Origin of the sequence: Streptomyces sp. HUAS 15-9 (genome assembly GCF_025642155.1) — a bacterium.
Taxonomy (GTDB): Bacteria; Actinomycetota; Actinomycetes; order Streptomycetales; family Streptomycetaceae; genus Streptomyces.
The window spans coordinates 7,274,287-7,288,022 of sequence record NZ_CP106798.1; the positions used below are offsets into that span (position 1 = coordinate 7,274,287).

The window sequence follows — 13,736 nt, forward strand, 5'->3', positions numbered from 1 at the left end:
TCCGGCGCGGGCTGAGCCGACGCATGCTCTGCCACGCCTGCCGCGTCCATGTGCGGCGCGACTTCCCGTACTGCCTGCACTGCGGCACCCTCCGCCGCGGTGCGGCACCGACGTCGTACGCCGCGCCGTATCTGCGCGGCCTCGACGACCCCACCCTGCTCGTCCCGCTCATCGGCCCGGTCACCACGCTGGGCCGGGGCGCGGACAACGACGTCGTCCTGTCCGACGCCAGCGTGTCCCGCAGCCACGCCCGGATCGTCCGTACCGAGTCGGGCTTCCGGGTCGAGGACCTGGACTCGTTCAACGGCACGGCCGTGGCCGGCGTCGATCTGCACGGCGGCGCGGCCCACCTCGCTGACGGCACCGAAGTGTCCGTCGGCGACGTACGCCTGCTGTTCGAGCAGCCCCGCGAGGCCCACATCGGCCAGCGCACCCAGGTCGTCGGCACCCAGCTCACCCAACTCCCCACCGCCGTGCAGGAAGCGGCGCCGGAGGCGAACGGCCCGCTGACCGCTCGCCCCCGCCGCCGCTCCGGCTGGGCACTCAAGCAGGTGCCCACCGACCGTGGCGAACCCCGCTGGGTGCTGAACAACACCCGCACCGGCGTGTATCTGGAGCTGGACGAGCGCGAGGTCTTCCTCTGGCACGCGGTCGACGGCGAGAACACCGTAAGGGACCTGCTGTTCGCCTACGCCGACCGGTTCGGCGAGCTGGCCCTGCCGCGCATCGAGGCGGCCCTCGCGGCGTTCGCGAACGCGGGACTGCTGCGCGGCCTGCCCGGCCGCCCCGAGGAGGCGGAGCGGAAAGGCTGGCGGCGCGTGGGACACGCCGTGTACCGGGCGCTGCTGAAGCTGGAGGTCTCGGTCCCCGGCCTCGACAAGTCCGTCACCCGCGTCTACCACGCCTTCGGCTGGCGGTTCTTCACCCGGACCGGTGTGACGCTGGTCTGGCTGTCGGTGGCCGGCGGCCTCGCCGCGTTCTTCGTCGCCCAGGGCAGGCAGCATCTGCTGGACTTCGGCGGAGCGGGCGTCTGGGGCCCGGTGCTGCTCGCCGCCGGATACATCTCCGCCCTCGTCGTGCACGAGTCGACGCACGCCCTGGCCGTGAAGTCGTACGGCCGCAAGGTCCGGCGCGGTGGGTTCCTGCTCATGATGGGCATGCCGTTCGCGTTCGTGGACACCAGCGACATGTGGTTCGGCACCCGCCGGTCACGGGTCGTCGTGGCGCTGTCCGGACCGCTGTCGACGGCGGCACTGGCCGGCTGGTGCGCGGCGGGCGCGGCCTTCCTGCCCGCCGGACCGGCCTCGGCCGTCCTCTTCCAACTGGCCTTCGGGCTCTATCTGAACACGCTCTACAACTTCAACCCCCTGATGCCACTGGACGGTTACCAGGCCCTGACCGACGCACTGCGCGTGCCGCGGCTGCGCGAGGAGGCGAGCGCGTACTTCCGCAAGGGCCTCTGGCAGGACCTGCGCGCGGGCAGCCGGCCCGGCCCGCGGCAGGCGGGCATGGCCGCGTACGGCCTCGCGGTCGTCGTCGGGACGTACGGTTTCCTGGTCCTCGCCCTGCTGGCCTGGCGCTCCCGGATCGGCGACCTGCTGGACGGCTGGCTGTCCCAGCCGTGGACCACGGTCGTCGAGGCTGTCGTGGTCGCCCTGGTGGCCTTCCCGGTGTGGTCCGCGCCGGTGCGGTGGCTGGCCCGCCGGGTGCGGCGCCGGCGTGCTGCGCGGGACGCGGCACCGGCTCCGGCGATGGCTGCGGCCGTGGAGGGAACGGCATGACCGAGGAGACCGGCAGACCCGGCCAGTGGGCCGTCCCCGGTTACGAAGGCGTGCGTACGCTCGGCGAGGGCGCCGGGGGACGCGTCGTACTGGCCCGGCACACCGCGACCGGGGTGCCCGTAGCGATCAAGTACCTCGGCGAACGCCTGCGCGGCGACCGTGAGTTCCTCGCCCGCTTCCGTGCCGAGGCCCGGCTGCTGGGCGAGTTGCGGCACCCGTGCGTCGTGCGGCTGTACGAGTACGTCGAGGCGCGTGGCGGTGCCGCCATCGTGATGGAGGCGGTGGACGGCGTCAGCCTGCGCCAACTGCTGCGCCGGCACGGGGCGACCGGTCCCGAGGCCGCCCTGGTCCTGCTCAAGGGCTCGCTGCTGGGGCTCGGCGCGGCCCATGCGGCCGGGGTGGTCCACCGCGACTACAAGCCGGAGAACGTGCTGGTCCGAGCCGACGGCAGCAGCGCGCTCGCGGACTTCGGCATCGCCGTACGCACCGGACGCGAGACCGAGGCCGCCGGCACGCCCGCCTATATGGCTCCCGAGCAGTGGCAGGGCGAACCGGCGGGACCCGCGGGTGACGTGTACGCCGCGGCGGCGGTGTTCCACGAGTGCCTGACCGGGCGCCGCCCGTTCACCGGTGACGACGTGACCGCCCTGCGCCTGCAGCACCTGAGGGCCCCCGTCCCCCTGGACGACGTACCCGCGCCCGTACGCGGGCTGCTGCGCCGGGGGATGGCCAAGGACCCGGCGCAGCGGCCGGGCATCGAGGACTTCCTCGCCGACCTGGAGCGGTCCGCCGTCGAGGGGTACGGCGCCGACTGGGAGGAGCGCGGACGCCGCAGGCTCGCCGAACTCACCACGTTGCTCGCCCTGTTGTTCCCGTTCGCCGCGACGGTGACCCTGGACGCACCGGCCCAGGCCCTGACGCTGCTCGGCCGGTTGAGGCGCAACGGCTGGAAGGCCGCCGCCGGAGCCGCCGCGCTGGCGGTCGTCGCGGGCGGGCTGACATCCGTGGCGGCCCGCCCGCACGACACTTCGACGACGGTGGCCAGTTCGGTGCCCTCGGAAGTCAACTCACCCACACGGCCGACCTCTTCGCCTTCCACGTCCGCGACCGGTGCATCCCCCACGGCCGACACCACCCCGACCGCAACCCCCTCGGACAGCCCGACGGCCTCACCCACCCCCACCATGAGTACCGCCCCGCCGACGGAGCCCCCCGCACCGACGACCGCCGGCCCGGCCAAGCCCACATCCGGCACGATCACGATCACCATCGGCTCCTGGCAGCGGGGGCAGACCCCCGGCACGCTGGTCGCCGACGTCACCGTCGACACGACCGGCACCGCGCCCGTGACCGTCACGGCCGACTACTACGTGGACACGCCCGCCGATCCCTACGGCAACCAGACCCAGAAGCTGTCCGGCAGCACGCACTACCCCGTGACCTTCGTGGCCGACTTCTCCAACCACCCGTGCCGGGGCACCTGGATGGTCACGCTCACCAGCACTCCGGCGGCCGCGAACGGACCGCAGACGGCCTCCCTGGACGCGCCGCCGTGCTGAGCGCCGTACCGAGCGAGAACGAGAACGGACCGACATGACGACAGCCACCACCGTCGCCGGGCGACCCCTGTCGGGCTGGTCGCGCGATGCCCGCCACGGCACCTGGCACGCGCTGCTCCCGGCCGGGTCCGGCGAGCCCGCGCTCGGCGCGCTGCGCGTCGACCGTGCCCTGCTCGCCCCGGAAGGCACGCGCGAGCGGCTCGCGGCCGCGGTGCTCGCCGTGGCCAGGCTCCGGCTGCCCGGGGTGCTCGGCACGGTCGACCTCGTCGCGGAGGCCGGGGACGTCTGGCTGATCACCGCCCGGCCACCGGCTCCCACGCTCGCGGACCTGCTGGCCGACGGGGGACCGGCCCTCGACGCGGGCAGCGCGGCCAGCGTCCTGAACGAGACCGCGCAGACCCTGCTCGCGCTCCACGCGGCCGGCCTCGCCCACGGGGCCCTGGACACGGACACCGTCGTGCTCGCCCCCGACGGCGTCGCCCTGCTCGCCGGGGCCGCACTGGGCACGGTGCTGGGCGACACCCTGGACGGCACGCGTGCTCGCGAGGCCGACATCGTGGCCTGGGCCGGGCTGTGCCGCACTCTCGGCGAGGCCTGGGCGCCAGCCGGCACGCCCGCGGAGGCCCTGTTCGCACACTGCTCCACCACGGCCGCTGCCGAGGGCCTCGCGGCGGCCCGAGCGGCACTGGTCGCGGGGCGAGCGGCACTTCCGGCGGACTTCCTGCGCCGTACGGCACTCCGCGCGGCGGTGGCAGAGGCGGCACCGGAGATCACCGAGGTGCCATCGGCATCGCCGTCGCCGTCGCCATCGGCGGAGGGCACGGGGGCGGACAGCGGGGGCGCCGACTCCGCCCCCGCCGCCCCCACCGCCGCCCCGGACGACCAGGCCACCGTCCTCGGCAGACGCAACCGCAACCGTGTCCCGGCCGAATCCCCGGCGGCCGCACCGCCCCCGACCTCGGAGGACGACGACGAGATCCTTCTGCGCTTCGGCCCCGGCATCCCCGTGGAGGCCCAGGACACCCTCCGCGCGCAGTGGCGCACCGCGCACCTGCCCCCCGACCGCCGCCAACGCCGAAGGCGCCGGGGCTGGATCGCCACGACCGCTGTCCTGACGATCGCGGCGGTCCTGCTCTGGCTGCTCCTCCGTCCGAGCCCCGCCCCGACGGTCACGGCCGTCGAAGTCCAGGCGCCCACCGGGCGGTTGCACTGCGGTCAGACCGCCGATCTGGTGGGCGTCGTGACCACCGACGGCCGCGGCGGCCCGGTGACGTACCACTGGCTGCGCAGCGACGGCCATGACTCCGGCGAGCTGGTGCACATGGCCCACCGCGGAGACCGCAGGGTCACCGTGCACCTGCGCTGGACGGTCCGCGGCCCCGGCAGCTTCCGGGGCACCGCGCGCCTGCGGATCGCGCACCAGCGAAAGCCGGTCGAGGCGCGGGCGACCTTCCGCTACGCCTGCTCCTGACGGCCCGACCGGCTGTCCTGGTCGGGGGCTGAGGAACATCCGTGTCAGATCGTGCGCCAAGCCGTCTCAGGGCTGATTGGGCCTTTGACCTGGAGTGAGTGGGCGTCGGAGCCTTCGTGGGTCGTTGTTGTCGATCTTCGGAGAGCTGTTGTAGCGGTCGAGTTTCTGACGGATGAACAGGCGGCACGGTACGGGTCGTTTCACGAGGTGCCCTCGCGGGCGGAGCTGGAGCGGTACTTCTTCCTGGACGACGCGGACCGGGACCCGCGCTCGGAACACCCGCCCGTCCAGGACAGCACGGCGCCGCGGCGGGCGTTCCAGGTGTTCACCGCCGAGCGGCCCCACAGCAGCTCCAGCGCCTCGCCGATCTCGGCGTCGTCCACCGAGGCGAGCGGCCGGCCCTCGCCGATGCGCTCGGCGGTCTTCCCGACGGCGATGCCGTGGTTCCGCACGGTGTTCGGGTTGCCGAGCGAATCGAGGAACAGGTCGGCCGCCGTCCGGACGATCAACGCCTTCCCGGTCGGCAGCTGAACAAGCGTGGGCACCGCTTTCCCCGTGCCGCAGACAACAGGGCCGCTTCGCGCAGTGGCCGAAGAGCATTGCCGCAGGTGACGGATCAAGCTACCGCAGATATTGGGGGGTTATCCGGGGGACGACTTCAGACCGGCCCCGCCGCCGACGCGCAGTCAGCCGCCCACCAGCGGCGACAGAGGCTTGGCGCACGATCTGACACGGATGTTCCTCAGACCCCTGGTCGGGCAAGGTAGGTGTCGGATTCTCGCCAGCGGCCGCCCGGCCCGTGGCCGATGCTGGACACATGCAGAAAGGGATGCACCTCGATCGGGACCGATGTGTGCGGGCCGTGCAGTCCAAGGACGCGCGGTTCGACGGATGGTTCTTCACGGCCGTAGTGACAACACGCATCTACTGCCGGCCCAGCTGCCCGGTCGTACCGCCCAAGCCGGAGAACATGACGTTCTACCCGAGCGCGGCCGCCTGTCAGCAGGCCGGTTTCCGGGCCTGTAAGCGCTGCCGGCCCGACACCAGCCCCGGTTCCCCGGAGTGGAACCAGCGCGCCGACCTGGTGGCCCGCGCCATGCGGCTGATCGCCGACGGTGTGGTGGACCGCGAGGGTGTGCCCGGACTCGCCACCCGCCTCGGCTACAGCACCCGGCAGGTCGAACGACAGCTGCTCGCCGAGCTGGGCGCCGGCCCCCTCGCGCTCGCCCGTGCCCAGCGCGCCCAGACCGCCCGGATCCTCGTCGAGACGACCCCGCTGCCGATGGCGGAGATCGCGTTCGCGGCGGGCTTCTCCTCGATCCGTACCTTCAACGACACCGTGCGCGAGGTCTTCGCGCTCCCCCCGAGCGAGCTGCGTGCCCGCGCACCGAAGAAGCACGCCGGCAGCGCCCCCGGCGCACTGTCGCTGCGCCTGCCCTTCCGCGCACCGCTCAACCCCGACAACCTCTTCGGTCACCTGGCGGCCACCGCCGTACCGGGCGTCGAGGAGTGGCGGGACGGCGCATACCGGCGCACGCTGCGCCTGCCGTACGGCCATGGAATCGTGGCCCTGACCCCCAAGCCCGACCACATCGCCTGCCGCCTCAACCTCAGCGACCTGCGTGATCTGACCGTCGTCATCAGCCGGTGCCGGCGTCTGCTCGACCTGGACGCCGACCCGGTCGCGGTCGACGACCAGCTGCGCACGGACCCGTTTCTCGCGCCCCTGGTCGACAAGGCGCCGGGCCGGCGCGTGCCGCGCACCGTCGACGAGGCCGAGTTCGCCGTCCGTGCCGTACTCGGCCAGCAGGTCTCCACGGCGGCAGCCCGCACCCACGCGGCCCGACTGGTCACCGCGTACGGCAAACCGGTCGACGACCCGGAGGGCTGCCTGACCCATCTCTTCCCGGCCCCCGAGGCGCTGGCCGCCCTCGACCCCGACCAGCTGGCGATGCCACGCACCCGCCGCACCACCTTCACCACGCTCGTCGCCCAACTGGCCGACGGAAACCTCAACTTGGGTGTGGAGAGCGACTGGGCGGAGGCCCGCGCCAGGCTGCTGTCGCTGCCCGGCTTCGGCCCCTGGACGGTCGACGTCATCGCCATGCGCGCCCTCGGCGACCCCGACGCCTTCCTCCCCACCGACCTCGGAATCCGCCGTGCCGCACAGGAGTTGGGCCTCCCCTCGACCCCCGCCGCGCTCACCGCGCGCGCGGCGGCCTGGCGGCCCTGGCGGGCCTACGCGGTCCAGTACCTGTGGGCGACGGACAGCCACCCGATCAACTTCCTGCCGGTATAAGGACGTAGGACACACGATGAGCACGACGAGACAGCACACCGTGATCGACAGCCCGTACGGCCCCCTGACGCTCGTCGCCGACGGCGGCGTCCTGTGCGGCCTCTACATGACCGACCAGCGCCACCGCCCGCCTGAGGAGACCTTCGGCGACCGCGACGACACGCTCTTCGCCGAGACGCAGGAACAGCTGTCGGCCTACTTCGCGGGCGATTTGAAGGAGTTCACGGTCGAACTACGGCTGCGGGGAACGCAGTTCCAGCGCAGTGTCTGGCAACAGCTGACCGCCATCCCCTACGGCGAGACCCGCACCTACGGCGAACTGGCGGACGCCCTCGGCAACCCCAAGGCATCCCGCGCAGTCGGCCTCGCCAACGGCCGCAACCCCGTCGGCATCATCGTCCCCTGCCACCGCGTCATCGGCTCCACCGGCAGCCTCATCGGCTACGGCGGCGGCCTGGACCGCAAGCGACGACTACTGGACTTCGAACGGGGAACGTCGCTGTTCTAGTCCCTTGAGAAGACGATGCGTATCCCGTTGGTGAGGACGCATGACAGGACGATGGCGGCGTACGCGTCGTCGTCCCAGGGACCGGACGGACGCATCGTGAGCGCCGTCCAGCAGAAGAACGCGGCGATGAGGGTGAGCAGGGTGAGTGGTACAGCGAGGACCATGCGCAGGCCACCGCGGTCGTCGTCGGATTGGGAAGGGCTGGTGATCGCCGCAGTGCGTTCCTTGCCTCGTCCAGGTTGTTCGTCATGCCACGCCGGCGGGGCGTTCAGTCGTGCTCGTGGCCCAGCCTGCGCAGCAGCTCGGGCAGGGCGGTGCCGATGGGTTCGCGGATCACCTCGTCGGCCCGGTCGTCGTACGGAGTCGGTTCGGCGTTGACGATGACGAGCCGGGCGCCGTTGTCGGCGGCGACACCGGCGAGGCCGGCGGCGGGCTGGACCTGGAGGCTGGAGCCGACGGCGATGAAGACGGTGCAGGCCTTGGTGATGGCGAGGGCCTCACCGAGCACGACCGGGTCGAGCCGCTGGCCGAACATCACCGTCGCAGACTTCAGGATGCCGCCGCACTCCAGGCAGGGCGGGTCCTCCTCGCCGGCGTCGACCCGGGCGAGGGCGTCTTCCATGGGCCCGCGGGCGTGACAGCTCGTGCATACGACACTGCGTGCGGTGCCGTGCAGCTCCAGCACCTTGCGGGCGGGCATTCCGGCGAGCTGGTGCAGGCCGTCCACGTTCTGCGTGATGACACGGACCGGGATCCCCGACTTCTCGAGCTCGGCGACGGCGAGGTGCGCGGCGTTCGGCTCGGCCTTCAGGGTGCGGTTCTTGCGCCTCATCTGCCAGGACTGTCGGCGGATCTCGGGGTCGCCCATGTAGTACTCGTACGTCACGAGCTTCTCGGCCTCGGGATCCCGCCGCCACAGGCCGTTCGGACCGCGGTAATCAGGGATGCCGGAATCGGTGGAGATCCCTGCGCCACTAAGGATGGCGACGAGTGGCCTGTTCATGGGCCCGAGAGTAAGACGCTTGCCTGCTCGGAGCGAGCGGATATCGGGGCGTGCCTCTCACTTGTCGGCTGCGCTGGATGGCTGCGGTCCTTGTCCGCGCCCAGGGGCTGCCCGCTTGGCCCTGGGAGGCGAACGGTCAACTGGTTCCGCGCCTAGTAGTCCACCGGCAGCACCGACGACCTCGCCCTCCTCGTCCTGCGCCTGCCCGTGCCCTGACCAGGGCCGAGGCGTGATGGATGATGGGGGTGCTCACGTCTCCGGAGCCAGCACCAGAACGCGGAACGGGCCGGGCAGCAAGGCCGTAAGGGCGTCGTCTCCAGCGCTTCGCCACCCCCAGGACCGCAGCGCCTCAACGGTCCCGTCGTCCCCGGAATCCACCGATGTGACGCCGAGCACGCCGCCGTGGTCGGCGAGCAGTCGCTGCTGCAGGCGCCGGGCGAGGTTCCAGGCACGGTTCTGGTACTCCCGGCGTACGTGGGGCGGGACGATGATCCCGGAGACGACGAAGAGCCGCCCGGAGGCGGCGCGGCGGAGCAGACTCACCGGAAGATGCCCGTCGAAGCCCTCCCACCACGGACCGGCGCTGCGCGCGGGAAAGCCGTAGGCGCAGCCGGTCAAAGCGGTGGTCTCCGCGATCAGCAGCGAGAACCCCGGCCGTCGCGCGTCTGCCGCGAGATGCCGCAGAAATCCGGTACGCGCCTGGTTCCATGCCCATGGGCCGCCACCGGAGACCTCCGCGTAAAGGTCGCCCAGCTCCTGCAGGCGGTCCTCGACCTGACCACGTGTCAGCGGGCGGAGGCGTTCTCCCTCGTGGGGCGAGGATCCCTGCTCCCGCTTCGGTCGGCCCGGCGTGCGCGACTTGCCCGGTGTGGGCCGGGGCGCGGGCAGGTTCGAGATCGTCGGGAGAATCATGTGCGCGGTCATGGGGCGAACCCTGCCCCGGGCACGGACGAAGGCCGCCCCGGCGTCGTCGGTCGCCGAGAGCGGCACCGGTCTCGGAGCCGGTACGCGGCATGCCCTCGGTGTCTCCACCGTACTCCGGGCCGGGCCCGCCACGGTGGCCCGGCGGTCGCCGACGGCTGCCGCAGCCGTCGGCGACCGCCGAGAAGGACACCGGCCTTCCGTAACTGTTCGCTGCTTCCCGGCACAGGCCGGCTCCTCGGCCACGGGGGTCTGGCAGTCGGCAGTCGGCCGGAGCGCCGGTCGGCCGTGGCACGCACAGTCGCCCTTACCCGGCATACCCTCAGAAAGGGGCCGCCGTGGAAACGCGCCGCAGTCCCCGCGCCGTCGCCCGGCCTGCCGGGCAGCGACCGCTTCGTGCCCGTCGCCTGCCAGGAGGTCCGTATGGATCACGAGCCCTTGCCCTCCGAGGGCCACGCCGAGGTCCGCATCGTCGCCGCGACGCCCGAGGTCGCCCGTCGAGTCGCCGAAGTGCTCCGGCGCTGCTTCGCCTCGACCGAGCTTCGTGCCCGTCGCCTGCCAGGAGGTCCGTATGGATCACGAGCCCTTGCCCTCCGAGGACCACGCCGAGGTCCGCATCGTCGCCGCGACGCCCGAGGTCGCCCGTCGAGTCGCCGAAGTGCTCCGGCGCTGCTTCGCCTCGACCGAGCTTCGTGCCCGTCGCCTGCCAGGAGGTCCGTATGGATCACGAGCCCTTGCCCTCCGAGGACCACGCCGAGGTCCGCATCGTCGCCGCGACGCCCGAGGTCGCCCGTCGAGTCGCCGAAGTGCTCCGGCGCTGCTTCGCCTCGACCGAGCAGCGCAGCTACCCCGCCGGCCATGGAGGAGGGACCCGGCTCCATCTCACCCTCGACACCGCGCACGCCGCGGAACCCGCACGGTCCTGGCTGGCGACCAGCGAATCGACAGGCCATGACCAGACACACGCCGACGAGGTGTGACCCGGGTCTGTGAGGCCACCAGGATCCGCCGTCGCGTCCGTCCCCACACGGCCGTCAACACGTCGGAGAACCAAGCCATGACGAAACTCCACGAACGCAAGCACAACCGCGAGTCGGTCCTGAGGTCCCTGTACGAGGCCGCGGAGCTCAACCGCCCCGAGGTCAGCGGATCGGCGCTCCGCACCGAGCTGGGCCTGCCCGACGAGGATCTCTTCGCCGCGTGCGCCTTCCTCGCCGACGAGGGCCTGATCAGCGTGGACTGGACCTCGCACCAGACCCCCGCGGCCGTGTCGCTGACGCACGAGGGCATCCGCCTCATGGAGGAGCAGGAGGAACGGGAGGAACAGGAGGAACAGGAGGAGGCAGAGAAGACACAGTCGGACGACTGACCCGCCCGCTTGTCCTCGACCGGGAGTAGCCTGACCGTACCGAGGGCTTTTCGCGCAGCGCGACCGGCGGTGCCGTTCCCGGCGAGTGACGAAACCGGCAGTCGTCCCACGACTCCCGGGACGGGACCGCACGATGGAACCCAGCAGAACGCCGGCGGAGGGCGCGTGCGCGCACGACCCGCACACGTTCCGCATGCCCCTGCCCCGCCTGACCCTCACCCCCGACGTCAGCCATGGGCCGCTGGACGGAGCCTGGTGGCCGCGCTGCGACGCGCTGGAACTCGAACTGCCTTCACTCATCGGCTCGTTGGAGCCGGGGGCGGGCACCACGGTACGGGTCACAGTGGACCCCGCCGAATGGCCCGATGCCCCGCACACGGTCATGGCGCCCGGCCGGGTGATCGCCGTGGAGCCGGCCGGACCCGGAAGCGAGACACACGTCATCATTCTGGACTGCGGCACCGTGGGACGCTGGGCGCTCCTGGTCGTCCCGCCCGAGGAGCCCGCCGCAACAGCCGCCCGGCTGCTGGCCGCCGCGGCCGACCCCGAGAACCCGCTGACCGCCGCGCGGATGCTGGCGCTCGCCGAGACCGGTCGCCTCGGGGGCATGACAGGGGAGGCGGGATGAGGCAGGCGGCCCTTGGACGCCCACGGCCGGGGCTGCCGTCCGACCTCAACCACTCTCCTCTCGTGAGCCGTTGGCCCCTCAAGACGAAGCGCCCGCGCTCTTCGAGGAGTGCTGCCTCGTGCGCGCACGCGGCGAGCTGGACGCGCAGACCGTGGCGCCATTCGTCCGCGCCCTGACCGAGGCCCGCGCAGCCCGCTCCGGATGACTCCTCCTCGTCGTGGATCTGAGCGAGGTCACCTTCACCGACTGCGGCATTTCGCCACTGTGCGAGGCGTGGTCCGACTGTCGCGCCCGGGACGGCTGGATACGCATCGTCTACGACAACCACACGACCGACCTGGTCTTCCGCTGCACCGGTCGCCTCGACCGCTTCCCCCGATATGCCGGCGCGCAGGACGCCTGGGAGGGACGAACGGCCGACGCCGACGCACCGGACCAGGTCAGCCCACCTCCGAGGACGCGGCCGGACCCGCCCCGATGCCGACCGGAGCTACCCGGTCGGCACAAGTGACCGCGCCAGGGGGCCGAGCCGACGGAGTGCCGTGGAGGAGCCGGGAGTTTCCCGCATGCCGCCTCCCGCCTCGGCGTCCGCGCGGCTCGCCCCGCGCCCGCCAACCTTCCCACCCGGCCGCGGGTACGGCGCCCGCCTATCGCGCTCCGATGACCTCGCGGCCGAACTCCCCGCGACTGCCGAGGTCTTCGACACGAGGCAAGGTCGCGTCAGGCAGGTCGCCGTCGGCCGCAGCCCCTGGCCGACCGCTCCGCGCGACCTGCTCGTGACGGCCACTCCGTGGGGGCACCTGGTTCGCCTACGGGCTCGACCCGGACACGGTCAGGATCTTCTCGTACGGCCTCGGCCGCTGGGACCTGCCGGTCGTTCCGCCCGGAACGGAGCCCACGGCGGTCGGCTGATGGCCGCAGCCGCCGGCCCCGCCCTTCGTCTCACCGCGAGCGCACTCCTGGCCGCCGAGGAACACCGTCCGGCCGAGGACGACGTACCGCGCCGAACCTCTCGACGGGACGCCTCATGAACAACGGACCACGGTCCCCGCAACCAGCCCCACCCCTCCTCCGCCTGTACCTCGAGCCCGAGAGCACCGTGCCACGCCGTATCGACGGGGCCTGGTGGCCGCGCACCTTCGATCTCCTGGCGGAACTCCCGCAACTGCTCCCCGGCCTGCCGCGTGCATGGGGCCAGATCGGCAGTGTCCTGGTGAAGGGCGCGCTGTGGACCGGGGCACCGGGCCGCATGCTCGTCTGCAACCAGGTCGTACGGCTGTGCAGGACCGCCACGGCGCATGCACCGTGCACCATCGTCCTGATGGCCCCCGGCCATGGGCGCCGGGACCTGCTGGTCGTGCCTCCCGAGGCGACCGAGCGGGCCGCCGATCGCTCATGGGCGCCGCCGGGCTGACACCGGAGCAGGGCCACTTCGCGAGCTGAGCGAGCGGGTTCGGCTCGTTCGGCAGCACACGTCCCCGAACGCGCATTCCATGGCCGGTCAGTACGCGCTCGGCAGCGCTTCCTCGGCGGCCTGCGGCGACGTACGACGACTCGTCGGGCTGTGCGCGGAGGAATATCTGTCACGGCGAGGCCACATGTCCGTGCCTGCCGGAGTTAGGGTTGTCGCACGAGGCACATGGTGCTGACTCCTTCGGAGCACGGCTGCCACACGCACCCGGGTCCCTCGCCGCGTCTCCGAAACGAAGGTGCTATGCCCGCTGAGAACGCCCCCGTCGCCGACAACCTCGAGGACGACGACTATCCCGCCTACACCATGGGGCGGGCCGCCGACGTTCTCGGCACCACCCCCCGCCTTCCTCCGGGCCGTAGGCGAAGCCGGACTGATCACTCCCCTGCGTTCGGAAGGCGGCCACCGCCGCTACTCGCGCCGCCAGTTGCGCATCGCCGCCCGCGCCCGTGAGCTGGTCGACCAGGGCACCCCCGCCGATGCCGCGTGCCGCATCATCTCTCTTGAGGACCAGCTCGACGACGCCCTCCACCTGAACCGGGAAATGCGCCGGAAGCTGGACGAGCACGGCGCGGATACCTAGTCTCGCCGATACAGCAATACGGACCACAGCGATACATGAATTTCCGGGCGATCCCGAAAAATCGGCGCCGGTTCCACCTGACCTGTGTTAACGTGTTAGCAGTTGCAGTTTTGGTTGCCAGAGATTTTTTCTTTGCAGAGCTT

Annotated in this window: 15 protein-coding genes and 2 pseudogenes; 13 read left to right on the plus strand and 4 right to left on the minus strand. The window is 72.1% G+C overall.

Translation table 11 applies throughout. The features are described 5' to 3' along the window. Positions 1–23 precede the first annotated feature (23 nt). The 3 genes from N8I87_RS33185 to N8I87_RS33195 are packed head-to-tail and all read left to right on the plus strand — an operon-like array spanning position 24 to position 4,811. Entirely contained in the window at positions 24–1,781 is a 1,758-nt protein-coding gene (locus N8I87_RS33185) for an FHA domain-containing protein (protein WP_263214279.1), read from the plus strand. Further along, positions 1,778–3,340: a protein kinase domain-containing protein gene (locus N8I87_RS33190; RefSeq protein ID WP_263214282.1), complete on the plus strand. Its 1,563-nt coding sequence runs from the start codon at positions 1,778–1,780 to the stop codon at positions 3,338–3,340. The genes N8I87_RS33185 and N8I87_RS33190 overlap by 4 nt, the downstream gene beginning before the upstream one ends. 34 nt (positions 3,341–3,374) lie before the next feature. Then, a complete protein-coding gene (locus N8I87_RS33195) occupies positions 3,375–4,811 on the plus strand; it encodes a hypothetical protein (protein WP_263214283.1) in 1,437 nt (478 codons plus the stop codon). Between the two features lie 263 nt (positions 4,812–5,074). On the opposite strand, the pseudogene N8I87_RS33200 reads toward N8I87_RS33195, so the two are convergent. Then, a pseudogene (locus N8I87_RS33200) lies at positions 5,075–5,356 on the minus strand (site-specific integrase); the annotation flags it as partial. A 284-nt stretch (positions 5,357–5,640) separates the two neighbouring features. On the opposite strand from N8I87_RS33200, the gene N8I87_RS33205 reads away from it, so the two are divergent. Together N8I87_RS33205 and N8I87_RS33210 are read left to right on the plus strand one after the other, a co-directional pair. Next, complete coding sequence (locus N8I87_RS33205; RefSeq protein WP_263216777.1) at positions 5,641–7,110, plus strand: AlkA N-terminal domain-containing protein; 1,470 nt, start codon at positions 5,641–5,643, stop codon at positions 7,108–7,110. Positions 7,111–7,126: 16 nt separating this feature from the next. Next, complete coding sequence (locus N8I87_RS33210; protein ID WP_263214285.1) at positions 7,127–7,618, plus strand: methylated-DNA--[protein]-cysteine S-methyltransferase; 492 nt, start codon at positions 7,127–7,129, stop codon at positions 7,616–7,618. Here the strand turns inward: N8I87_RS33210 and N8I87_RS33215 are convergent. The 3 genes from N8I87_RS33215 to N8I87_RS33225 form a co-directional block, all read right to left on the minus strand. Next, the gene (locus tag N8I87_RS33215) at positions 7,615–7,782 is read right to left on the minus strand and encodes a hypothetical protein (RefSeq protein WP_263214287.1); all 168 of its coding nucleotides are present in this window, start codon (positions 7,780–7,782) and stop codon (positions 7,615–7,617) included. The two genes, N8I87_RS33210 and N8I87_RS33215, sit on opposite strands and share 4 nt — an antisense overlap. A gap of 104 nt (positions 7,783–7,886) precedes the next feature. Continuing rightward, a complete protein-coding gene (locus tag N8I87_RS33220) occupies positions 7,887–8,621 on the minus strand; it encodes an SIR2 family NAD-dependent protein deacylase (RefSeq protein ID WP_263214289.1) in 735 nt (244 codons plus the stop codon). A 249-nt stretch (positions 8,622–8,870) separates the two neighbouring features. After that, complete coding sequence (locus N8I87_RS33225; RefSeq protein ID WP_263214291.1) at positions 8,871–9,545, minus strand: hypothetical protein; 675 nt, start codon at positions 9,543–9,545, stop codon at positions 8,871–8,873. Between the two features lie 716 nt (positions 9,546–10,261). On the opposite strand from N8I87_RS33225, the gene N8I87_RS33230 reads away from it, so the two are divergent. The 8 genes and pseudogenes from N8I87_RS33230 (at position 10,262) to N8I87_RS33260 (ending at position 13,593) form a co-directional block, all read left to right on the plus strand. Further along, complete coding sequence (locus N8I87_RS33230; RefSeq protein WP_263214292.1) at positions 10,262–10,522, plus strand: P-loop NTPase family protein; 261 nt, start codon at positions 10,262–10,264, stop codon at positions 10,520–10,522. Between the two features lie 77 nt (positions 10,523–10,599). After that, positions 10,600–10,911, plus strand: coding sequence for a hypothetical protein (locus N8I87_RS33235; protein WP_263214294.1), 312 nt, complete (start codon positions 10,600–10,602; stop codon positions 10,909–10,911). Between the two features lie 133 nt (positions 10,912–11,044). Beyond that, entirely contained in the window at positions 11,045–11,539 is a 495-nt protein-coding gene (locus tag N8I87_RS33240; protein ID WP_263214296.1) for a DUF5994 family protein, read from the plus strand. 70 nt (positions 11,540–11,609) lie between these two features. Further along, positions 11,610–11,744: a hypothetical protein gene (locus N8I87_RS33245; protein WP_263214299.1), complete on the plus strand. Its 135-nt coding sequence runs from the start codon at positions 11,610–11,612 to the stop codon at positions 11,742–11,744. A gap of 12 nt (positions 11,745–11,756) precedes the next feature. Further along, positions 11,757–12,050, plus strand: a complete 294-nt coding sequence (locus N8I87_RS33250; RefSeq protein ID WP_263214301.1) for a hypothetical protein — start codon at positions 11,757–11,759, stop codon at positions 12,048–12,050. Between the two features lie 55 nt (positions 12,051–12,105). After that, on the plus strand, positions 12,106–12,570 hold the full coding sequence (locus tag N8I87_RS44500; protein WP_411577316.1) for a DUF5994 family protein: 465 nt from the start codon (positions 12,106–12,108) through the stop codon (positions 12,568–12,570). After that, a complete protein-coding gene (locus N8I87_RS33255) occupies positions 12,567–12,953 on the plus strand; it encodes a DUF5994 family protein (RefSeq protein ID WP_263214304.1) in 387 nt (128 codons plus the stop codon). Before N8I87_RS44500 ends, N8I87_RS33255 begins: the two co-directional genes overlap by 4 nt. Positions 12,954–13,253: 300 nt before the next feature. Continuing rightward, a pseudogene (locus tag N8I87_RS33260) lies at positions 13,254–13,593 on the plus strand (MerR family transcriptional regulator). Positions 13,594–13,736: the final 143 nt, after the last annotated feature.